We start from the raw sequence: 21,443 nt of genomic DNA on the forward strand, positions 1-21,443 counted from the left end.
CGTGTCTCCGATGCTTGCGGAGACCCTACGGGACGAAGCGGGCGGGCGGTTTGATCCAGGTCACGCGGCCCGGCGACGGGATGGCCGTCAGGCGGCGGAGGCCGCGAAAGCGCGGCACTGCTCCATCACGCCGTCCTTCATGGCCTCGAAGTGCGTCGTACGGTCGAGCTCCGGCCGCTGATGGTACCAGCCGATCTGCGCCAGCCCGCGCACCAGCCGGAACATGGAGACCGCCGCCAGCACGGCATCGGGCAGCGGCCGCACCGTGCGGTAGCCCTCGACATAGGCGCGCTCGACGGCGGCCCGGTCCGGGCCTTCGGGCTGGGTCACCAGCGCCACCGCGATGTCGTAGGCGTGCCAGCCCCAGGCCGCGTCGTCGAAGTCGATGACGGTCAGCCGGTCGCCGTCGACCAGCACGTTGCCGGGATGCATGTCGGCGTGGATCATGCTCCAGGCGTCGGGGCCACGCGCCAGGCGGGCCAGCGCCGCGTGCAGGCGATGGCGCGTGTCGAGTGCCAGCCGGCGCTCGGCGGGCGACAGGTCGGCGTGGTCCCAGAAGGGGCCCCAGTGCGGCGCCTCGCCCATGAAGCCGTCGGCGTCGAGGGCGTGACGGGTGAACGCGGCCGGCGGCCGCCATGCCGCCGCCTGCTCGTGCAGCGACGCGGTGAGCGCGCCGAGCGCGGCGAAATGGCCGCAGGCCAGGGCGGGATCCGGCGTCTCGCGCAGCACCTCGGCCAGCATGCGGCCCGTCGTCCAGCGCGCCAGCCCGGCGAAGCGCCGCTCGCCCGTGGCGGCCACCGTCACCTCGGCATATTCCTGGCCGTCGCGGGTGCGCACCGGAGCCTGCACGCCGATGCCGGCCGCGGCCAGGGCGCGGACCCAGGCGCGCTCCGAGACCAGCTCCTCGAGCGTGTGGTACCACGGCCGGTGCAGCCGCAGCGCATAGCGCGCGCCGTCGCTTCGGTCGGTCACGCGATAGGTGACGTTCTCCGACAGCGACACCAGCTCCACCGAATCGGTCTCGATGGGGAAGGCGGCGAGCGCGGCCATCGCCGCCGGCCGGAAGGGATCGGCGCTGCCGGCCGCCGGGTCAGCCATCGATTTCGGCGATCGTGGCGTCGAAGGCCTCGAGGAAGGCGTCGGCATCGTGCCGGGCGAAGACCAGCGGCGGGCGGATCTTGACGACGTTGCGGAAGGCGCCGGCGTTGCTGGTCAGGAAGCCGCGATCCTTCAGCCGGTTGACGACGGCGATCGCCTGTTCGGGATCGGGGTCCAGCGCGTCGCCGCCCTTCACCATCTCCACGCCGATGAACAGGCCGTGGCCGCGCACGTCGCCGATCGCCGCGCAGCGCGGCTTGCGCTCCGCCAGCGCCGCCTTGAGGGCGGCACCGACGCGCGCGACGTTGTCCAGGAGCCCGTCGCGCTCGATGACGTCGAGCACCGCCATGCCGACCGCGGCCTGCAGGGGGCTCGAGGCGAAGGTGTTGAAGTAGCGCGTGCGCGCCCGGAAGCCGTCGACCAGCGCCTTGCTGGCGGCGGTGGCGGCCAGCGGCAGGCCGTTGCCCATGGGCTTGCCGGTGACGACGATGTCGGGCGTGAAGCCCGCACCCTCGTAGCCCCACCAGCGCCCGGTCCGGGCGTAGCCGGCCTGGACCTCGTCGGCGATCACCAGTCCGCCCGCCGCCCGCACCATCTCGGCAGCGCGCGCCATGAAGCCCGCCGGCACGTCGGGCAGGCCTTCGTTGGCGAAGATCGAGCAGACGATCAGGCCCGCGAAGCCCGTTCCGTCCTCCTCGAAACCGCGGATGACGCCGCGCAGGCGCTCGAGATAGGCCTCCGCCAGCTCCGCCTCGCTGGCACCCGGCACGAGGGGGCGCAACGTCTCGGGGAAGGGGATGGCGCGGACGTCGCCCTGGCTGTTGTGGCCGCTCCCCGGAGCCTCGCCGATGCGCGTCATCTTGCCGACCGCCTCGCTGTTGCCGTGGTAGGTCGCGTTGGTGCAGACGATGCCCTGCCGGCCCGTCGCGCCGCGGGCGATGCGCAACGCAACCTCGTTGGCCTCGGTGCCCGAGCAGCTGAAGACGACGCTCTCGATCGCGGGACCGTGCAGCGCCGCGAGCCGCTCGGCCAGGGCGACGATGCCTTCGTGCAGGTAGCGGCTGTGCACGTTCAGCGTCGCCTGCTGGCGCGCCATCGCCTCCACGACGTGCGGGTTGGCGTGCCCGACGCAGGGGACGTTGTTGTACATGTCGACATAGCGGCGGCCTTCGGCGTCGAACAGGTACGTTCCCTCGCCGCGGACGATGTGGATTGGCCGGTCGTAGAACAGCGGTGCGCCGGCTCCCAGCGCACGGTCGCGTCGGGCGGCAAGCATCGTCGTGTCCATGCAATTCTCTCCGGCGGCCTGTGAGGAAACACAGCCTAACAGGAAACCCGGAACCAGCGCGAAATTGCGCAGCGATTCACGAACCGGCATGGTGGTTTCTGTCGATTCAGTCCGCGTGAAATGCAACTTTCGATCAATGCGCGTCGTGCCCCCACGTTCTGTGGCAGAGTTGCGTCGCCATCGCGGGTCCGTCTCTCGGGGGAGATCGCGGACGTGCCGCGATCGCTTCTTGGGGGAAACGCATGCCCAAAGGGTCGACGGTCGGCCTGCCGCGTCTGCTGGCAGCGGTGGCGTTCGCGCTCGCCGGCGCACCGGCCGCGCAGGCGCAGAGCTGGAACCTCTACAACGGCTACACCAGCAGCTTCTTCGTCCCGTTCGTCGGAGCATCCGCCGGACAGCCGGACGCCACCCAGCAGGTCAACCTGACGCTCAACTTCGGCGACACGACGAAGACGACGCCCTTCACCATGGACACCGGCTCGACCGGAATCGCGGCGTCCGACGTCTACTTCAGACCGAACGCCAGGACCGATACGTTCATGGGCAACAGCTCGATCACCTACACCAGCAACGACCTCGTCGAGAGCGGCAAGCTCTACCTGACCAACGTCGTCATCAGCGGCCTCGGCGGCAATACCGTCACGGCGCAGGTGCCGGTGCTCCAGGTCCTGACCGAGTGCCCGACGAGCAATCCCGACTGCGACCATCGGCCCGGGAAGTCCATCGCCTACATGGGCATCGGGTTCGACCGCGGCAGCGGGCCCGCGACGATCAACAAGAATCCCTTCCTCGCCCTGGTCGGCACCAACGTGCCCGGCCTGAACATCAATGCGATGCGGGCGGGCTACGTCATCACCAACAGCAGCAACAACCCGAATGGACAGGCGGGCGTGACCCTCGGCCTGACCGCCTCGAACACGTCGGGCTTCAACACCTTCGTCAAGCTCTCCGCCAACGGCCCCAACACGCCCGGCTGCACGGCGCCCCGGCCGGACTGCGTCTACGACTGGACCGCGCCGACCGCGCAGGTTTCGGTCAACGGCCAGGACGCCGGCACCGGCAAGGTGCTGCCCGACAGCGGCATCACCTACATGATCCTCGAGACGCCGATCGCCAATCAGCTGGCCGCCGGCGGAACCTGCCCCGCGGGAGCGGCGGCCAAGCGCTGCGCTCCCGACGGCACCACCGTCCAGGTGTCGCTGCCCGGGTTGGGGAGCGGGGCGCTCTACCAGTTCGCGGTCGGTGCGGACGGCAACCCGACCACGCCCAAGGCCGTGGCGTACTTCAACAACACGATGTCGGTGAACACCGGCGTCTCGTTCTATGGCGCCATCGACTATCTCTACGACGCCGCGGCCGGCTTCGTCGGCTACCGCTGGAACGGGGCGTCCGGCGCGATCGGCTCGGTCAGGCCGCTGCTGGCGCTGCAGGGCACGGTGACCTTCGACAGCGGGTTCGCGACGGATTTCCCCATCCTCCTGATGCCCGGCGGCGCGACGCTACGCGGCCCGTCGGGCGGCAACCCCGGCCTGCTCTACGGCAACGTGGTGGGGCCGGGCTCGCTCACGGTGGCGAGCGGCAACTACTGGCTGATGGGAACGGACAACACCTTCACGGGCGGCACGACGGTGAATGGCGGAAGCCTGACCCTTGGTGCCGGCGCCACCCTGCCGTTCGCCGGCGCCCTCGCGCTGAACGGCGGCACCTTCGACCTCAACGGCAACACCCAGGTGCTGGGCGCGCTCGGCGGCGCCGGCGGCAACCTGGCCATGCGCGGCGGCATGCTGGTGCTGAACACCGCCCAGGCCAGCGTACTGGGGTCGTCGATCACGGGGGGCGGCATGCTCGTCGTGCAAGGCGGCGGCTCCCTCGATCTCGTGGGCAACAGCGGGACCTACAGCGGCTCCTCTGTCGTCGCTGGCGGCAGCACCCTGTCGGTCAACGGGTCGCTGGGCGGCAACGTCTTCGTCGGCCCGACCGGCATCCTCGGGGGAAACGGCGCGGTCGGCGGCGACGTCTTCAGCGGCGGCACGTTGGCGCCGGGCAACTCGATCGGCACGCTGACCGTGTCGGGCAACTTCACCAACACGGCGAACGGCAGCTACGCCGTCGAAGTCGGCGGGGCGGGGGCCGGCGACCGGCTGAACGTCGGCGGCAGGGGGACGCTGCAGGGCGGCCAGGTGGTCGTCACCGCGCTGCCGGGCATGAGCTTCGCTCCTTCGACGACGTACACGATCCTGAATGCGGCCGGCGGGCTGAGCGGCACCTTCACGTCGGTGAACGAACTCTACCCGTTCCTGCTGTCGAACCTGAGCTACGACGCCAACAACGCCTATCTCACCCTCGACATCGGCGGCTTCGCCGCGGCGGCGGCGACGCCGACCCAGGCGGCCGTCGGCAACGTGCTGGACGCCAATGTCGGCAACGCCACCGGCGACTTCGCCATCGTGCTGGGCGCGTTGGCCTTCAACACTACCTCGAACGCCACGGCGCAGTACGTGCTGCAGTCTCTGTCGGGCAACAACTACGCCGGCTTCTCGACGGCGATGGTGCAGGGGGCGCAGCTTTTCATGAACAACTTCTTCGGCCAGGCGGGCGGCGGGTCGGGCGGCGGGGCCGGCAGCGGCACCACGCGCGTGGCGCTGGCCGAAGCCTGCGAGGTCGCCTGCGATGCTGGCGCGACCCCGGCCTGGGGAGCGTGGGGCGGCGCGCTGGGCGGGCTGGGGACGCTCGGCAACGGCGCCGCCACCGGCGCCGTCACCTACAATGCCGGCGGCTTCGCAGCCGGCCTCGACCGCGCGGTCGCGCCCGGCGCCCGCGTCGGCATCACCACCGGCTACACGACCGGCAGCCAGTGGGTCTCGGGCTTCAACGGCATGGGCCGCTCCGACACGGTCAATGTCGGCCTCTACGGCGGCTACACCCAGGGCCCGCTCTACCTCGATGCGCTGGCGGGCTACGCCTGGTCGTGGAACCAGATGTGGCGCCAGATCGCCGTCCCCGGCCTGCAGCAGCGCACCGCCTTGGGCCAGACCGGCGCCAACCAGTGGTACGGCCAGCTCGAGGGCGGCTGGCGCTTCGAGCTCGGCCCCCAATCTCCAGCGTCGGCACAAGCCTTCGTGACGCCGTTCGCCCGGCTGCAGGCCTATACCGGGACCCAGAACGGCTTCACCGAGGCCGGTGCGCAGTCGCTCAACCTCAGCGTCGCCCAGCAGACGACCAATTCCTTGCGCTCGGTGATCGGGGCCCAGCTCGGCGGTTCGATGGACCTCGGCTGGCGCGAGCGGCTGGCGGTGCAGCTGCGGCTGGGCTGGAGCCACGAATATGCCGACGTGTCGCGGCCGGTGACGGCGACGCTGGCCGGCGCACCGGCCATGCCGTTCACGACCTACGGCATCTCGCCGACGCGCGACGGCGTGGTCATCGGCCTTGGCGCCAACACTGCCATCGCCGAGGCGACCCGGGCCTATCTCCGCTACGAGGGCAACATCTCGGGACAGGACTCCGCCCACGCACTGACCGCCGGGCTGCGCATGACCTGGTGACCGGGCGACGGTCGGTGAGGACGTCGAAGGGCCGTCGCTACAGCGGCCAGAACACCAGCAGGGCGGGCACGCCGACCAGCAGCACGACGATCTCGAGGGGCAGTCCCATCCGCCAATAGTCCGAGAAGCGGTAGCCGCCCGGCCCCATGATCAGGGTGTTGTTCTGATGGCCGATCGGGGTCAGGAAGGCGCAGGAGGCGGCGACGGCGGCGCCCATCAGGAACGTGTCGGGATTGACGCCCAGCCGCTGCGCCAGCTCGATGGCGAGGGGACCGGCGATCACCATCGTCGCCACGTTGTTCAGGATGTCGGACAGCGTCATGACGATGACCATGAGGACGACCAGGCTGAGAACGGCCGACTGTCCCTCGGTCACCGACAGGATGGCGTCGGCCACCAGCGCCGTGCCGCCCTGCCGGTCGAAGGCCGTCCCGAGCGGCAGGAGGCAGGCCAGCATGACGACGACCGGCCATTCGATCCGGTCGTAGAATTCGCGGGCTCTCACCAGGCCGGTGGCACCGTAGCCGATCACGGCCAGCGCGATGGCGACGGTGAAGGGCAGCAGCCCTGCGCTTGCCGTCGCCACGGCGGCGGCAAACAGGCCGAGCGCGATCCCGATGCGGGCGGGGCTGACCGGTGCGACGCTGGCCTCGGCGACGGGGATCACGCCCAGGGTGCCGAGCGTCGTGGTGCTGCCGGCGCCGCTGCCGGCCAGCAGCAGCAGGTCGCCCGCCTCGATGGCGCGATGCCGCGTCTCGCCCTCGACGAATTCCCCGGCCCGCGAGATGCCGAGCAGGGTGACGCCGTAGCGGCCGCGCAGATCGAACTCCACGGCGGTGCGGCCGGCCAGGCGGGAATCGGTGCGCACGACGGCTTCGACGATGGTCAGGGCCGGCTTGCGTGCTTCCTGCTCTTCCTTCGGTTCCCCGCCGGCTGACTCGCCGTCGGCCTGGCTCTCGCCGGCCTCGTCTTCATCCGCCTCGTGCAGTCCGAGGATCCGGATGAACTCGGCGATGGCTTCGGTCGAGCCTTCGACGAGAAGGAGGTCTTCGGCCTGCAGCACCATCGACCGCGCGCGCCCGTGATGGGTGTGGCCGGCGCGGCGCACGCCGAACACCAGCACGTCGGCGGCCTCGGCGTCGTCGTCCAACTCGGCGACGAGGCGGCCGATCGCGGGCGATTCCGCGGGCACCAGCAACTCGGCCTTGAACGAGGTCTCGCGGTCGAGCGCGCCGGCCGGATCGGCGCGCGCGGCCAGCAGATGGCGGCCGATGAAGGCCACGAAGGCGATGCCCGCCAAGGCGATGGAAAGGCCGACGGGCGTGAAGTCGAACATGCGGTAGGGCTCGCCGAGCCGCTCCTGGCGCACGGCCGACGCCAGGATGTTGGGCGGGGTGCCGATCAGAGTCACCATGCCGCCCAGGATCGCGGCGAAGGCGAGTGGCATCAGGGTGAGCGACGGCGGCCGCCCGGCGGCCCGCGCCGCCCGGATGTCGAGCGGCATCAGCAGCGCCAGCGCCGCCACGTTGTTGACGACGCTCGACAGCAGCGCGCCGACGCCGCTGACGATGACGATGTGTGCGCCAACGCCGCGCTTGTCGTCGACCAGGCCGCGGGTCGCGAGGGCGAGCACACCGGAATTCTCGAAGGCCACCGAGGCCACGAGGACCAGCGCCACGATGACCACGGCCGGATTGGAGAAGCCCGAGAAGGCATCGTCGGCCGGCACGAATCCAAGCACGACGCCGAGCATGAGGCCCGCCGCGGCCACCAGGTCATGACGGAAGCGGCCCCACAACAGGGCCGCCAGAACCAACGCAAAAAGCGCGAACAGTCCGACCTGGTCGAAAGTCATGTCAGGCCGGGGTCGCGCGATCGTTCGCCGCGGCCGGCCTCGAACGGGCGCGTCGTGCGGGGCGCGCCGGCACGGACGACTCCAGGCAACATCCGTGCGCCGATGATCGAGGCTCCTTGGTCCACGCCGTGATCATAGCATCCCCCTCGACCTGGCCGTACAGGCACGGCCGGTGCCGGCGAAAAGTCCCGATGGAGACCGGCTGCGAGGCGAGACAGGGGTGCCGTCGCTCCCGATGGAATGTCCTCAGCGGCGCGACAGCCGTGCGATGAAGAAGCCATCGATGCCGCCGCGCTCGGCCCACATCGAGGGCAGCGTTCGCACATCGCCCGCCGGCGTGACGGCCGCTTCCACGCCGGGCAGCTCGCCGGGTTGCACGGGCAGCCGCTGCAGTCGCGGGTCGCGCGCCAGCAGCGCCTCGAGGCGCGCCGGTCCTTCGTCCTCCTGCAGCGAGCACACCGCGTAGACCAGGACGGCGCCCGGCTTCAGCAGCTCGACGGCGTGCGCCAGCAGCCGGTCCTGCGTCAGGGTCAGGCGGGCGACGTCGTCGGGGCCCTTCAGCCAGGCGATGTCCGGATGCCGCCGCAACGTGCCGGTGCCGGAGCAGGGCGCGTCGAGCAGGATGGCGTCGAACGGCGCGGCGGGGGTCCACTTGGCGGCGTCTGCCGTCACCAGCTCCGCGGCCAGTCCGGCGCGCTGGAGGTTCTCGCCGACCCGCGCCATGCGGCGGGCGGAGATGTCGACCGCGGTGACCGCGGCGCCGGCCGCGGCAAGCTGCAGGGTCTTGCCGCCGGGCGCGGCGCAGAGATCGGCCACGCGCCGGCCCGCGAAATCACCCATCAGGCGGACGGGCAGGGCGGCGGCGGCATCCTGCACCCACCAGGCGCCCTCGGCGAAGCCCGGCAGCTCCGTGATGTTGCCGCCCGGCGGCCGGCGGATCGTGCCGGAGGGCAGCAGCTCGCCTTCGAGCCGGCCGCTCCAGAACAGCGCGTCGGCGCGCGGCGTGACGTCGAGCGGCGCCTCGATCAGATGGGCAGCGGCGATGGCCCGGCTGTCGGCCTCGCCGTAGCTCTCCACCCAGCTGTCCCAGAGCCATTGCGGCGTGTTGAGCCGCGCCGGGTCGCGGTCGCCCAGCAGGGCCGCGCCGTCGCGGGCGACCCGTCGAAGCACGGCGTTGGCCAGTCCCTTGAGATGGGGCAGGCCGGTATCGGCGACCAGGCGCACGGACGTGTCGACGGCGGCGTGCGCCGGCGTCCCGAGGAACAGGAGCTGCGCGGCGCCAAGCCGCAGCACCAGCCGGCCGACGGCATTGTTGCCCTCCAGCGGCCGCTGGACCAGGTGGCCCAGCACGGCGTCGATCTCGCCCAACCGGCGGAGCGTGGTGGCCAGCAGCAGGCGCACGAACGCCCGATCGCGCGGATCGAGGCCGGCGAAGCCCGGATGGCGGGTCAGCACGTCGTCCAGCGGCTGCCCCTTCTCGAGGCAGGCGGTCAGGATGTCGAGGGCGACCCGTCGGGAAGCGACCGCGGTGTCCATCGGGCGGCGGCTATAGCTGCCGGCCCGGGGATTGTCACCTCTTCCCGGCCGGGCTGCTCCCGACCTCCGTGTGGATGACGGGTGTTTGATCGACGGGGTAGGGAAGCGGGTCGACGGGCGCGGGCAATGCTTTAGGGTGCGCGCCGAAAGGATCTTGCATGAAAAGAGTGGGTTCGTTCCTCGGGGACTGGTGGCGGCTCTGCATCCCGTACTTCCGGTCCGAGGAGCGATGGATCGCCATCGCCCTGCTGGTCGGTGCCATCGCGCTCACCTTCGGTGGCGTCGGCCTCGAGGTCCTGTTCAACGAATGGAACCGCCGCTTCTACGACAGCCTCCAGAACAAGGACGAGGCGACCTTCTGGCGGGAGATCACGTTCTTCTCCTGGCTGGCCATGCTCTACATCGCCGTCTTCGTGGCCCGCGCCATCGTCAGCCCCTATCTGCGCCTGCGCTGGCGGCGCTGGCTGACGCGGCATTACCTCTCTCACTGGCTGGACGGCCGCGGCTACTACCGCATCGAGCTGCAGCGCTCGGTCGACAATGCCGACCAGCGCATCGCCGAGGACCTGCGCCAGCTCGGCGAGTACACGATGTCCCTGCTGCTGGGTCTGCTGAGCGCCATCGCGACCCTGATCTCGTTCCTGATCATCCTGTGGAGCCTCTCGGGGCCGCTGTCGCTGAAGCCGATCGGGATCGACGTCACCATCCCCGGCTACTTGGCCTGGGTATGCCTGATCTACGCCGTCGTCGGCACCTGGCTCGCCAACATCGTCGGCCGCCGCCTGATCCCGCTCAACTTCCAGAAGCAGCAGTTCGAGGCCAACTTCCGCTTCTCGCTCGTGCGGGTGCGCGAGAACGCCGAGGGCATCGCCCTCTACCGCGGCGAGGAACGCGAGGCCGAGGCGCTGAACCAGCGCTTCGCCGACGTTTTCGCCAACGGATGGAAGGTTCTGTTCACCGAGGCGCAGCTCGTCTTCTACCAATCGGGCTACAGCCAGCTCGCCATCATCTTTCCCTTCGTGGTGATCGCGCCGGCTTTTTTCTCGGGGGCGATCACCTTGGGCGTCATGACCCAGACGGCCTCGGCCTTCGGCCAGGTCCAGGGGGCGCTGTCCTTCTTCGTGCAGAACTACACCAACCTCGCCGAGCTGCGCGCCGTCATGGACCGCCTCCTCGGCCTGCAGGCCGCGACCGACGCCCGTCCCGACACCGCCATCGAGGTCGTGCCGCGAACGGAGGGCGGCGATGTCGGCGCCGCGAACTTGACGCTCGGCCTGCCGAACGGCCAGGCGCTGCTGTCCGACGCCACCTTCGTGCTGCCGCAAGGCCGCTCGACCCTGATCACGGGCGCGAGCGGTTCGGGCAAGAGCACGCTCTTCCGCGCGCTGGCCGGCATCTGGCCGTTCGGCCAGGGCAAGGTCGAGGTGCCGGCCGGCGCACGCGTGCTGTTCCTGCCGCAGAAGCCGTACATTCCGATCGGCACGCTGCGCGATGCCGTCCGGTATCCCGACGAAAACTCGCGGGCGAGCGATGCCGAGATCGTCGACGCACTGAAGGCGGCGCGGCTCGGCCATCTCGCCGACCGGCTCGACGAGGTGGCGCACTGGAGCAACCGGCTTTCGGGCGGCGAGCAGCAGCGTCTCGCCATCGCCCGCGCACTGGTCTTCAAGCCCGACTGGCTGTTCCTCGACGAGGCCACGGCGTCTCTCGACGAGGCGACGGAGACGGCGGTCTACGAGGAGCTGAAGGGCCGGCTGCCGACGACGACGCTGGTCTCGATCGGCCATCGGCCGTCGCTCAGGCAATGGCACGACCGTCAGCTCGACCTGCAGCGCACGCCGGGCGAGGTCGGCCGGCTGGTCGAAGCCTGACCGTCTATCGTTGATCCGCAACCCACCATCGCGAGTTCATGGCGCAGGCATTCGATATCGGAAACTGGCTGAGCGACGAGGCTCTCGAGGATGCCGAGCCGCCCGCGTTGCTCGAGGCCCTGTGCCACCGGCTGACCGGCCTCGGCTTTCCCATCCTGCGGGTCCAGATCGCATTTCCGATGCTGCACCCGCTGTACCAGGCGAGCATCCTGAGCTGGTCACCCGACGGGGGCATGATCAGCACCCAGATGACGGCCGAGGAGGGCACGCAGGAAAGATTCTTGAGGAGTCCCATCGCCTTCGCCCTGGCCCGCGGCGCCTCGACGATCCGCCGCCGCCTGACGGGGCCCGAGGCCCGCCTGGACTTCCCTGTTCTCGAGGAACTCCGGGCCAGGGGCGGCACGGACTACCTGCTCGTGCCGGTCAGCTTCGAGCCGACGGGAACGAACGGCGTCATGTGCTCGTGGGTGGCGGACCGCCCGTCGGGCTTCAGCAATCCCGAAATCGACGCCTTGACGCACATCGCCCGGCAACTCGCCATTGCCATCCGGGCGAAGATCGAGCGACGGATCGCCCGCAATCTGGCCCACGTCTATCTCGGGGAGCGCGCGGGATCCGCCGTCCTCAACGGCCTCATCAAGCGGGGAGACGGCGAGAAGCTCGCCGTGGCGCTCTGGTACAGCGACCTGCGCGGGTCGACCCGGCTTGCGGATTCGATGACGACGGAATCCTTTCTCGACCTGCTCGGGCGGTACTTCGAGATGACCGCCGGCCCGGTCCTCGATCAGGGCGGAGAGGTGGTGTCGTTGATCGGCGACGCGGTGCTGGCGATCTTCCGGACCGATGAGGCGGAGGCCAGCGCCTGCCCGAGGGCGCTGCTGGCGGCCCGGCAGGCGCGACGCCTTCATCGGGCGAGTTCGGAGGGCCGCGAGCGGCCGGAGTTCGACTTCGGGATCTCGCTCCACCAGGGCACGGTGCTCTACGGCAATCTCGGCGTACCGGAACGTCTCCAGTTCACGGTCGTCGGATCGGCGGTCAACGAGGTCGTCCGTCTGCAGGACCTCACCAAGTCCCTCGACGCGCCGATCGTGGCCAGCGATGCCTTCGTACGCGCGTCGAGCGCTTCCTGGCAGCCCCTCGGCATCCACGCGCTCCGCGGCGTCCAGGTTCCCGTTTCGGTGTGGAGGCCGGACGATCTCGATTGAACGGCCACGCTTCTCCTAAAGCGCGATGATTTGAAATCCATCCTGCTGGGGGCGCGCCACTCCGAGGTTGTGAAGGTATCGGAGCACGCCCGAGCAGCGACAATCGGGTTCCTCTCCCCCGATAGGGCAGGGCTATCGCATATGACCGCAAAATCCCCGTCATCCCGACCGAAGCCGCGCGTAGCGCGGCGGAGTGGAGGGACCTTTTCGGGCGCGCTGCCGACAAGAAAGGTCCCTCGACTTCGCCGCCCTTCCGGTGGCTCCGCTCGGGATGACGGAGAAATTGATCAGAGCGATAGCCCTGCCCTATCGGGGAAAAGGAGCATGAGGAAGAATGCGTCCTTTCGCTGCCCGGGCACGCCGCTCCGATAGCTTCACATTCTCTCCGTGACGCATCATTGAAGCGCGGAAACAAAGACGCGCCACGGAGTGGCGCGCCCCCGGCAATGAGTGACCCAATGTCATCGCGCTCTACACCAGCCAGCCGTGGCCGGAGGCGCTGGTGAAGTCGAGTTGCACGACCAGGTCGTTGAAGTCCTGGTCGCCGCCGCCGTAGGTGTCTTCCCAGCCGTAGGTGTTCAGCCCGTAGTTCCAAAGGTGATTGACGGCCTGGCCGCCGACGCTCTCGTTGGCATTGGCGAACGCCCAGTAGAAGGCGCCGGTCGTCAGGTTGTCGAGGCGCATGGCGATGAAGTCGCCGGCGTCGACGCCCGTCAGCAGCACCTGCGCGAACTGGCCGTAGCCCGGTCCGGTGATCGACGTGTCGCCCGACATCGTCTGGTAGGCACGGCCCTGGACGGCGGCGGCATAGGCGGCATGGCCCGGCGTCAGGCCCTCGATCGTGCCGGCCAGGTCGTCGACCTTGTAGACCGTGAGCTGCAGCGTGTTCTCGCCGCCCTGGCGCAGCCGCAGCACCGCGGTCTGGTCGTACTGCCCGCCCACCGTCTCGGCCACCATCACCGACCGCGCCACGCGCACCGTGTCAGTGCTGGCGAAGAAGTCGGCGAAGCCGAACGAATTGCTGAGGCTCGCCTGCACGGCATTGCCGGCGACCCCGTCGATGGCGAGCGACAGGCTGGCGCTGCCGCCGACATGCGCGTAGCCCGACGCGCCCTGCGCCTGCCTGTCGAACAGCAGCACGAGTCCGGGATCGAAGTCGGCCTGCAGGGACTGCTGCGCCAGCCGGCTGCTCCAGGCGAAGCTGCCGGAGGCGCCGCTGGCGAAGGTCGACGACTCGCCGCCGAGGTCGAGAAGAACGGTCGAGCCGCTGCCCGGCGACGTCGTCTGGAACAGCAGCGCCTGGTCGGCGCCGCTCTGCCAGCCACCGTTGCCGTCGTCGTCGAGCATCGCCGGGCTGGAGCTGAACGACACCTGGGAGTGGGCGATGGCGCTCAGCGAGCGGGCCAGCAGGAGGCCGTTGGGCGTGCCGAGCCCGCTCACCAGATCGTAGCCGACCGTCGCCGAGTAGCCATGGCCGGTCGGTATCATGTAGAGGCCCAGGAAGGGATTGAAGTAGTCGGACGTGACATCGTCGCGGGTGGTGAAGAAGCTCGTGACGTTGTCGCCGAGCTGGATGTCGTTGAACGAGCCCGGCGCGACGACGGCGGCGATGTAGAGCAGGTCGTTGTAGAAGCCGAGATCGGGCAGGCCCTGGTCGTGGAAGATGGCGTTGAACTGCGCGGTGAGCGACGCCCAAAGCGGCGAGGCGGCGCTGGTCCCGCCGCCCTGGCCGATCAGGTTCGTCTGGGTGCCGTCGAGATAGCTGCTGTTCAGGACGGCATAGTGGCTGTCGCCGCTCGACAGCGCGGCGACATCGGGCAGGCCACGCGCGCCGCCGGTGAGCGACGCGAGGCCGAAGGCGCTCTGATAGTCGGGGATGGGTACCGTCGGGGCGAGGCCGCCGGAGCCGACCTGCTTGGAGCCGAAGCCGACCTCGAGCACCGGCTTGTGGTTTCGGTCCGCTGCCTCCACCACCAGCGACTGCCAGACCGTCTCGAACAGCATCGTGAGCGTGTCGGCGGCGCCGAACGGCCCGGGGGCCGCGGCTGACAGGCTGGAGGGCAGGCTCTTGAGTCCGGCCGCGACCAGCGCATAGACCGTGCCCGGATCGTCCTGGAGGGCGAGATGCAGAAGCGACTCCAGCGTCGGATCGCTGAGCGCGCTCGACAGGCCGACGATCGACGTTCCCCCGACCAGCAGGTCGAACGGCGACGAGTGGTCGCTCGGGTAGTTGGCCGCGCCGTTGGCGATCGCGGCGCTCGACCCCAGGTCGCCGGCCGCCCTGTGCACCGAGACATTGGCGAGAACGCCGTCGATCATGAGCTGCTGGAATGCCCAGTAGAACGGCGACTGGGCCGTGCGCTGGCCGATGATGCCGAACGAGCTGCTGAGCACGGCGGGCTGGTGGACGGTGTCGAAGAAGGCCTGCTGATAGGCGTTGTAGGGCGAGCCGCTCAGCATGGAATAGAGGAGCTGGCTGCTGTTGGGCGCCGCCCCGGCAATGACCGAGATGTCGAGGGTCAGTTCGCCGCTGGTCGAACCCGGGACGTTGGTCCCGGACAGGATCTGGAACTGCGCTTCCGTCACCGGCGCGAGGCCGACCTGAACGCGATACTGGTTGTAGGCCGCGAAGAGGGCGGCCTGGTCGGGAACATTGGGTTCGACGAGGGCGATCGGCGCCGTCGCCACGTCGGCCCCGAGCGGGAAATTGTAGTGCGCCGCGATCGCCGCGGGCGTCGCCATCACCGCGTCGGCGCTGGCATTGCCGATGCCGAGCGGCCCCTTGGTCAGGGTCACCGGGTCGGTGAAAAGCACGGTGGGATTGGTGATTCCCGCCTGCTGCTCGAACCACAGGCCCGCGATCGCACCGGAAGTGACCGCGGCATTCAGGTCGAGGTTGCCCGCCCAGGCGAGCGTCTTGCCGGTGGCGGAGGTGACCTCCAGCAGCGTCGTGCCGAACAGCGTCGCGAACTGGGCGCTGTCGACCGTGACCCAGATCGTGCGGTCGGCGGCCGAGGAGACGTAGCCCAGATCCGTCGGCGCGGTGAGGGCCGCGCTGCCCACCAGGGCCGCGATCTGGGCCACGGTGGCATTGTAGAGGGCCGGGTCGGCGCCGTAGGTCGCCCACACGGCATCCGGCGAGCCGAGCGCCGCCAGGCCCGCCTGCCGTTGCGCCCAGTTGCCCGACAGCAGCGACGCCGGATCGTTCGCCCGGTCGAGCACGAGCGCAACGGTGATCGTCTTGTCCCGCGCTGCAGGATCGACGGTCGTGCTGGTCGCGCCGTACTGGAAGAGCCAGGCCAGCGTCGCCCAGCTTCCGTTGGCGAGGTCCTGATACTGCTGCGCGGTGTAGAGGTTGGCGCCGAAGGCGTCGAGAAACGTCGAGTTCTGGAAGACGGTCATGGCGAAGGCCCCTCGTGTAGACGCCGCGCAACCGACCTTGCGCTCAGCGGTCGAGGTCGAGGGCCTCTGCGGAAGGTGCTGTCTGGAGGTTCATGCGACCGTCGTAGATCGGGCGACCGCCCGTCGTCGGGCCGGGATACTGCACGAACAGGACGGTGCCGCCGGTCTCCGTTCGCATCTCGTGCTCGACATGCGGGTCGGGCATGAACACCAGCGTGCCCGGGCCGTAGGTCCGGCGGCCCATGCGGAACTCGCCGTCGATGATGTACCAGACCTGGGCGAAGTCATGCTTGTGCAGGGGAAAGCCCGAACCGGGCTCGTAGCGCAGGAAGCCGATGTTGGGTGTCGTCGGCTGGTCCGGCGTCGGATGGAACAGGAACTTGGTGGCGTTGCCGAACCGCCCCATCTGCCAGTCCATGTCGTCGGGATGCCTGAACTGTGGCTCGGCGTGGCCGTTGGACGGACCGGCGGCGGTGTCGCTCATGCATTGCCTCCCCCTGCGGAGCGCCGAGCATGACACCGGATGGCGCCGGTTGCACCACACCGGCATGCGAGGTCACATTTCGCGCGCGACCTGGGCGTAGGAGATGAGGGCGAACAGCGCGGTTCCGCCGAAGACGTTGCCGAGGAGGGTCGGCAGGGCGAAGCCGATCAGCATCTGGCCGATGTCGAGCTCGCCGCCGAGCACCAGCATGAAGGCTTCGAGGCTTCCCGCTACGATGTGCGCGAAGCCGCCGACGCCGATCAGGTACGTCATCATCGCGATGACCAGGAACTCGGCGCCTTTCGAACTGGGGATCAGCCAGACCAGGGCCGCCATGAGGAAGCCCGCCGAGATGGCGCGGAACAGCATTTCCCACCAGCCATGATCGAGGGCGTGGCGGCTGATCTGGAGCATGCCGGTCCGGATCTCGTCGGGCACGGCCGGCGTGAAGCTGCAGAAGGCTGCGGCGACCAGCGTGCCGGCGACGTTGGCGCCGAGCACGAGTCCCCAGACCTGCAGCAACCGCAGGAGATGGGGCCGGGAAGGACGGCTGAGAACCGGAAGCACGAGGGTGATGGTGCTCTCGGTGAAGAGCTGCTGGCGCGACAGGATCACCATCAGGAAGCCGACCGGATAGCCGAGGCCGACCACCAGCGGACGCCAGGTCGAATCCGGCAGGTGCAGCATGAGTATTGCCTGGGCGAGCAGGGAGAAGCTGATCGACAAGCCGGCTGCGAGGCCCGACCAGAGCATTGATCCGAACGGGCGTTCGAGCTCCTCCACGCCGGCCTCGCGCACGATCTCGTAGATCACCGGCTGACGGAGGCGGGTTCGTTCCTCGACGTCGCGGACTTCCTGCTCGGTCTTGAGGGGTGACTTGGGCGACAGTGACAGGCACTCCGGCGGTCGGGACGGTGCCAACCAACGTCGATCCGGCACCGCCGTTGCGGATGTCCTCGTTCCCTGTGCGGTGGACCCCCGCCCATTGGTCCGGACAATAACTTGTGTTATTATGACGCGCGACCCGATCATGACGGGGAGAGACAAATGTCGCTGTGTCGCGATTCAGGCGACACGGATCCGCGCCCGGGAACGGCGATTTCGCGGTTCCGTCAAGGGGTTGGACGCTCGACTGCGAGTCCCGGGCGAACCCGAAACCGATCGGCGCCTCGCCTCGGGCCGTCAGGCCGCCCGGGCCCGGTCGAGTTCGGCGGCGCCGGCGCGCAGGCGGGGGATCAGCTCGCGGCCGAAGTCGATCGTGTCCTCGAACGGATCGAAGCCGCGGACCAGGAAGGAGTGGATGCCGAGCTTGTAGTATTCGAGCATCGCGGCCGCGACCTGCTCCGGTGTGCCGACCAGGCAGGACGTGTTGCCGAGCGCACCGGTCGCCGCGGCGATCGGCATCCACAGCCGCTCGTCGTGGACGTCGCCGGCGGCGGCGAACTCGAGAAGGCGCTGGGCCGACTGGTCGAGCGGCTTCTTGCCGTTGCCGAAGCCGGTCGCGTCGCCGGGCTTCTGCACGGAGGCGAGGATGCGCCGCGCGCGGTCCCAGGCCGCGCCCTCGGTCGCGCCGAGGATGGGGCGGAACGACATGTTGAAGGTCGGGGTGCGGCCGAACGCGGCGGCGCGGGCACGGAACTCGGCGATGCGCTGGCGCGTCGGCGCCAGCGGCTCGCCGAACATGGCGAAGACGTCGCAATGGCGGGCGCCCATCGCCAGAGCGCCTTCCGACGAGCCGCCGAAGAATATCTCGGGATGGGGCTGCTGCAGGGGCTGGATGTCGGACCTGGCGCCGCGCACCTTGTAGAAGGCGCCGTCGAAGTCGAAGCGCCTGGCGCTGCTCCAGGCGAGCTTCATGACCTCGATATACTCGGCGGCGCGGCGGTAGCGTTCCTCCTTCGGCGCGAAGTCGCCGTCGCCTTCCTGCTCGGCGTCGCTGGCGCCGGAGATGATGTGGAGCGCGATGCGGCCTTCCGTCAGGTGATCGAACGTGGCGATCTTGCGCGCGGCCAGGGTCGGCGCGACGAAGCCCGGCCGGTGGGCGATCAGGAAGCCCAGCCGCTCGGTATGATGCGCGGCGTACTGCGCCACGAGGAAGCCCTCGGCCGACGAGGCGGTGTAGCCGACCAGCGCGAGGTCGAAGCCGGCGCGGTCGTGCGCCTGGGCATAGGATTTGAGATAGGGCGCGGAGATGCCGCCCTTGATGATATGCACCGTGGCCTCGCCGCCGGGCGGCGCCACGCCGATCATGCCGATCACGCGCACGGGCATTGTTTCCTCCGTCGTGTCTGGTCGCCGACTCGCACAATGCTATCCTGAGTCCCATATCGAGGGTAAGCCGCCGGGAGCCCGAACATGTCAGATGCGAAACCGTTGTCGTTCCACGTGCCGGCGCCGGCGGTGCGGCCCGGCGGCACGCCGGACTTCACGGATGTTCAGATCAGCCGCGCGGGCGAGGTCGAGCGGCCGCCGGTCGACGCGGCGCCCGAGAAGATCCGCGAGCTCGCCTTCAAGATCATTCGGGTCCTCAACCGCAATAGCGAGGCGGTGGGGCCGTGGTCGGGGCTGCTGAGCGACGCCGAGCTGCTCGAAGGCCTGCGTCACATGATGACCCTGCGCGCCTTCGATGCCCGCATGCAGATGGCCCAGCGCCAGGGCAAGACCTCGTTCTACATGCAGCACATGGGCGAGGAGGCAGTAAGCTGCGCCTTCCGTAAGGCGCTGGAGCCCGGCGACATGAACTTCCCGACCTATCGCCAGGCCGGGCTGCTGATCGCCGGCGGCTATCCCATGCTGTCGATGATGAACCAGATCTATTCCAACGAGCTCGATCCGCTGAAGGGCCGCCAGCTGCCCATCATGTACTCGTCGCGCGAGCACGGCTTCTTCTCGATCTCGGGCAACCTCGCCACGCAATACATCCAGGCGGTGGGCTGGGCGATGGCCTCGGCGATGAGGGGCGACACGAAGATTGCCGCCGGCTGGATCGGCGACGGCTCGACGGCCGAGTCCGACTTTCATGCCGCGCTGGTCTTCGCCTCGACCTACAAGGCGCCGGTGGTGCTGAACATCGTGAACAACCAGTGGGCCATCTCGACCTTCCAGGGCATCGCCCGCGGCGGCGCAGGCACCTTCGCCGCCCGCGGCCTGGGCTTCGGCATCCCGGCTCTGCGCGTCGACGGCAACGACTACCTCGCCGTCCATGCCGTGGCGAAGTGGGCGGTCGAGCGGGCGCGGCGCGACCTCGGGCCGACGCTCGTCGAGTACGTGACCTACCGCGTCGGCGCGCACTCGACCTCGGACGATCCGGCGGCCTACCGGCCCAAGGCGGAATCGGATGCCTGGCCGCTCGGCGATCCGGTGCTGCGCCTCAAAAACCACCTGATCGTGCGCGGCGCCTGGAGCGAAGAGCGCCACAAGCAGGCCGAGGCGGAGATCATGAGCGAGGTCATCGCCGTGCAGAAGGAGGCGGAGAGCCACGGCACGCTCCATACCGGCCCGCACCCGTCGGCCCGCGACATGTTCGAGGGCGTCTACGAGACCATGCCACCGCACCTGCGCCGCCAGCGCCAGCAGGGAGGCGTGTGATGTCATTGCCGGGAGCGCGCCATTCCAGTGGCGCATCGTTTGTCGAACACACCCCCCATGAGCGCCACTCAAGTGGCGCACTCCGAGCGATGAGCCTGACCGATGCCGCGTAAGACCATGGTCGAGGCGATCCGCGACGCCATGGACGTCTGCATGGAGCGCGACGACAAGGTCGTCGTGTTCGGCGAGGATGTCGGCTACTTCGGCGGCGTCTTCCGCTGCACCCAGGGGCTGCAGCGCAAGTACGGCGCCAACCGCTGCTTCGACGCGCCGATCAGCGAATCGGGAATCGTCGGCGCCGCCGTCGGCATGGCGGCCTACGGGCTTCGGCCCTGCGTCGAGATCCAGTTCGCCGACTACATGTACCCGGCCTACGACCAGATCGTATCGGAGGCGGCGCGGCTGCGTTATCGCTCCAACGGCGAGTTCACCGCGCCCATCGTCGTGCGCATGCCGACGGGCGGCGGCATCTTCGGCGGCCAGACCCACAGCCAGAGCCCGGAGGCGCTGTTCACCCACGTCTCCGGCCTGAAGACGGTCGTCCCGTCCAATCCCTATGACGCCAAGGGTCTGCTGATCTCAGCCATCGAGGACAACGATCCGGTGATCTTCCTCGAGCCCAAGCGCCTCTACAACGGCCCCTTCGACGGTCATCACGAGCGGCCGGTGACGCCGTGGTCGCGCCATCCCCAGGGCGAGGTGCCGGACGGCCACTATACCGTGCCGCTGGGCAAGGCCGCGATCCGCCGCGAAGGGGCGGCCGTCACGGTCCTCGCCTACGGCACGATGGTCTACGTCGCCGAAGCGGCAGCGGAGGAGACGGGGATCGACGCCGAGATCGTCGACCTGCGCACCCTGCTGCCCTACGACCTCGACACGATCGTCGCGTCGGTCAAGAAGACCGGGCGCTGCGTCGTCGTCCACGAAGCCACCCTGACCTCGGGTTTCGGCGCCGAGCTCAGCGCGCTGGTGCAGGAGACCTGCTTCTATCACCTCGAGGCGCCGGTCACGCGGGTCGCGGCTGGGACACACCCTATCCGCATGCCCAAGAATGGGACTATTTCCCCGGCCCGGCCCGGGTCGGGCGCGCCCTCAAGGCCGTGATGGAGGCCTGAGATGGGCACGCGCATCGTCAAGCTTCCCGACGTCGGCGAAGGCGTGGCCGAGGCCGAGATCGTCGAATGGCACGTCCAGGTCGGCGACTCGGTGCTGGAGGACCAGATCCTGGCCGCCGTCATGACCGACAAGGCGACGGTCGAGATCCCTTCGCCGGTGGCGGGGACCGTGGCCGCGCTGGGCGGCGAGGTCGGCAGCGTGCTGGCCGTCGGTGCCGAGCTTGTGCGCCTCGAGGTGGCCGGCGAGGGCGAGGCGGCCGTCGAGCCGGCGCCGCGCGAGGCCCCCCGCTGCGGCGCCCGCGGCCGCCGAGCCTCCGCCGCCGGAGCGGCTGCCGACGCCCGCTCCGGCGCCGGCCGCATCCCGGCCGAAGCCACCCACGCGTCCGGTCCCGGCCGCGACGGCCGCGGCGCTCGGTCCGCCGCGGCCGGCGGGCGAGAAGCCCATCGCCTCGCCGG

Annotated in this window: 12 protein-coding genes and 2 pseudogenes; 6 read left to right on the top strand and 8 right to left on the bottom strand. The window is 69.7% G+C overall.

The window, feature by feature from the left end:
• Positions 1-87: 87 nt before the first annotated feature.
• Both ACO073_RS12385 and ACO073_RS12390 read right to left on the bottom strand, forming a co-directional pair.
• Positions 88-1,098, bottom strand: coding sequence for a phosphotransferase enzyme family protein (locus tag ACO073_RS12385; RefSeq protein ID WP_421997724.1), 1,011 nt, complete (start codon positions 1,096-1,098; stop codon positions 88-90).
• Entirely contained in the window at positions 1,091-2,386 is a 1,296-nt protein-coding gene (locus ACO073_RS12390) for an aspartate aminotransferase family protein (protein ID WP_421997725.1), read from the bottom strand. The genes ACO073_RS12385 and ACO073_RS12390 overlap by 8 nt, the downstream gene beginning before the upstream one ends.
• 242 nt (positions 2,387-2,628) lie before the next feature.
• On the opposite strand from ACO073_RS12390, the gene ACO073_RS12395 reads away from it, so the two are divergent.
• Positions 2,629-5,931, top strand: a complete 3,303-nt coding sequence (locus ACO073_RS12395) for an autotransporter domain-containing protein (RefSeq protein WP_421997726.1) — start codon at positions 2,629-2,631, stop codon at positions 5,929-5,931.
• A gap of 37 nt (positions 5,932-5,968) precedes the next feature.
• On the opposite strand, the gene ACO073_RS12400 is transcribed toward ACO073_RS12395, so the two are convergent.
• Both ACO073_RS12400 and ACO073_RS12405 read right to left on the bottom strand, forming a co-directional pair.
• Positions 5,969-7,786: an SLC13 family permease gene (locus ACO073_RS12400; protein WP_421997727.1), complete on the bottom strand. Its 1,818-nt coding sequence runs from the start codon at positions 7,784-7,786 to the stop codon at positions 5,969-5,971.
• A gap of 246 nt (positions 7,787-8,032) precedes the next feature.
• Positions 8,033-9,322, bottom strand: a complete 1,290-nt coding sequence (locus ACO073_RS12405; RefSeq protein WP_421997729.1) for an RsmB/NOP family class I SAM-dependent RNA methyltransferase — start codon at positions 9,320-9,322, stop codon at positions 8,033-8,035.
• Positions 9,323-9,480: 158 nt separating this feature from the next.
• Between ACO073_RS12405 and ACO073_RS12410 the strand changes: the two genes are divergently transcribed.
• Positions 9,481-11,193, top strand: coding sequence for an ABC transporter ATP-binding protein/permease (locus ACO073_RS12410; protein ID WP_421997730.1), 1,713 nt, complete (start codon positions 9,481-9,483; stop codon positions 11,191-11,193).
• A 38-nt stretch (positions 11,194-11,231) separates the two neighbouring features.
• Positions 11,232-12,398, top strand: coding sequence for an adenylate/guanylate cyclase domain-containing protein (locus ACO073_RS12415; protein WP_421997731.1), 1,167 nt, complete (start codon positions 11,232-11,234; stop codon positions 12,396-12,398).
• A gap of 471 nt (positions 12,399-12,869) precedes the next feature.
• Here ACO073_RS12415 and ACO073_RS12420 read toward each other — a convergent pair whose 3' ends face one another.
• The 4 genes from ACO073_RS12420 to ACO073_RS12435 form a co-directional block, all read right to left on the bottom strand.
• Complete coding sequence (locus ACO073_RS12420; protein WP_421997733.1) at positions 12,870-15,800, bottom strand: DUF4114 domain-containing protein; 2,931 nt, start codon at positions 15,798-15,800, stop codon at positions 12,870-12,872.
• A 43-nt stretch (positions 15,801-15,843) separates the two neighbouring features.
• Positions 15,844-16,284: a cupin domain-containing protein gene (locus ACO073_RS12425; protein ID WP_421997734.1), complete on the bottom strand. Its 441-nt coding sequence runs from the start codon at positions 16,282-16,284 to the stop codon at positions 15,844-15,846.
• Between the two features lie 72 nt (positions 16,285-16,356).
• Complete coding sequence (locus tag ACO073_RS12430) at positions 16,357-17,205, bottom strand: formate/nitrite transporter family protein (RefSeq protein WP_421997735.1); 849 nt, start codon at positions 17,203-17,205, stop codon at positions 16,357-16,359.
• Positions 17,206-17,466: 261 nt separating this feature from the next.
• Positions 17,467-18,555, bottom strand: a complete 1,089-nt coding sequence (locus tag ACO073_RS12435; RefSeq protein WP_421997736.1) for an LLM class flavin-dependent oxidoreductase — start codon at positions 18,553-18,555, stop codon at positions 17,467-17,469.
• 84 nt (positions 18,556-18,639) lie between these two features.
• Between ACO073_RS12435 and ACO073_RS12440 the strand changes: the two genes are divergently transcribed.
• From ACO073_RS12440 to ACO073_RS12450, 3 genes and pseudogenes are all read left to right on the top strand, one after another.
• On the top strand, positions 18,640-19,872 hold the full coding sequence (locus tag ACO073_RS12440) for a 3-methyl-2-oxobutanoate dehydrogenase (2-methylpropanoyl-transferring) subunit alpha (protein ID WP_421997738.1): 1,233 nt from the start codon (positions 18,640-18,642) through the stop codon (positions 19,870-19,872).
• A gap of 102 nt (positions 19,873-19,974) precedes the next feature.
• Positions 19,975-20,987: pseudogene (locus tag ACO073_RS12445) on the top strand (alpha-ketoacid dehydrogenase subunit beta).
• A 1-nt stretch (position 20,988) separates the two neighbouring features.
• Positions 20,989-21,159, top strand: a pseudogene (locus tag ACO073_RS12450) (biotin/lipoyl-containing protein); the annotation flags it as partial.
• Between the last annotated feature and the right edge of the window lie 284 nt (positions 21,160-21,443).

The organism is Reyranella sp. (assembly GCF_965229815.1).
Classification (GTDB): Bacteria; Pseudomonadota; Alphaproteobacteria; order Reyranellales; family Reyranellaceae; genus Reyranella.

Bases quoted from the DNA above. Each gene is read 5' to 3' on its own strand.
- ACO073_RS12390 (WP_421997725.1), bottom strand. From the start codon at position 2,386: ATGGACACGACGATGCTTGCCGCCCGACGCGACCGTGCGCTGGGAGCC.
- ACO073_RS12420 (WP_421997733.1), bottom strand. From the start codon at position 15,800: ATGACCGTCTTCCAGAACTCGACGTTTCTCGACGCCTTCGGCGCCAAC.
- ACO073_RS12410 (WP_421997730.1), top strand. From the start codon at position 9,481: ATGAAAAGAGTGGGTTCGTTCCTCGGGGACTGGTGGCGGCTCTGCATC.
- ACO073_RS12395 (WP_421997726.1), top strand. From the start codon at position 2,629: ATGCCCAAAGGGTCGACGGTCGGCCTGCCGCGTCTGCTGGCAGCGGTG.
- ACO073_RS12385 (WP_421997724.1), bottom strand. From the start codon at position 1,098: ATGGCTGACCCGGCGGCCGGCAGCGCCGATCCCTTCCGGCCGGCGGCG.
- ACO073_RS12405 (WP_421997729.1), bottom strand. From the start codon at position 9,322: ATGGACACCGCGGTCGCTTCCCGACGGGTCGCCCTCGACATCCTGACC.
- ACO073_RS12400 (WP_421997727.1), bottom strand. From the start codon at position 7,786: ATGACTTTCGACCAGGTCGGACTGTTCGCGCTTTTTGCGTTGGTTCTG.
- ACO073_RS12435 (WP_421997736.1), bottom strand. From the start codon at position 18,555: ATGCCCGTGCGCGTGATCGGCATGATCGGCGTGGCGCCGCCCGGCGGC.
- ACO073_RS12440 (WP_421997738.1), top strand. From the start codon at position 18,640: ATGTCAGATGCGAAACCGTTGTCGTTCCACGTGCCGGCGCCGGCGGTG.
- ACO073_RS12415 (WP_421997731.1), top strand. From the start codon at position 11,232: ATGGCGCAGGCATTCGATATCGGAAACTGGCTGAGCGACGAGGCTCTC.
- ACO073_RS12425 (WP_421997734.1), bottom strand. From the start codon at position 16,284: ATGAGCGACACCGCCGCCGGTCCGTCCAACGGCCACGCCGAGCCACAG.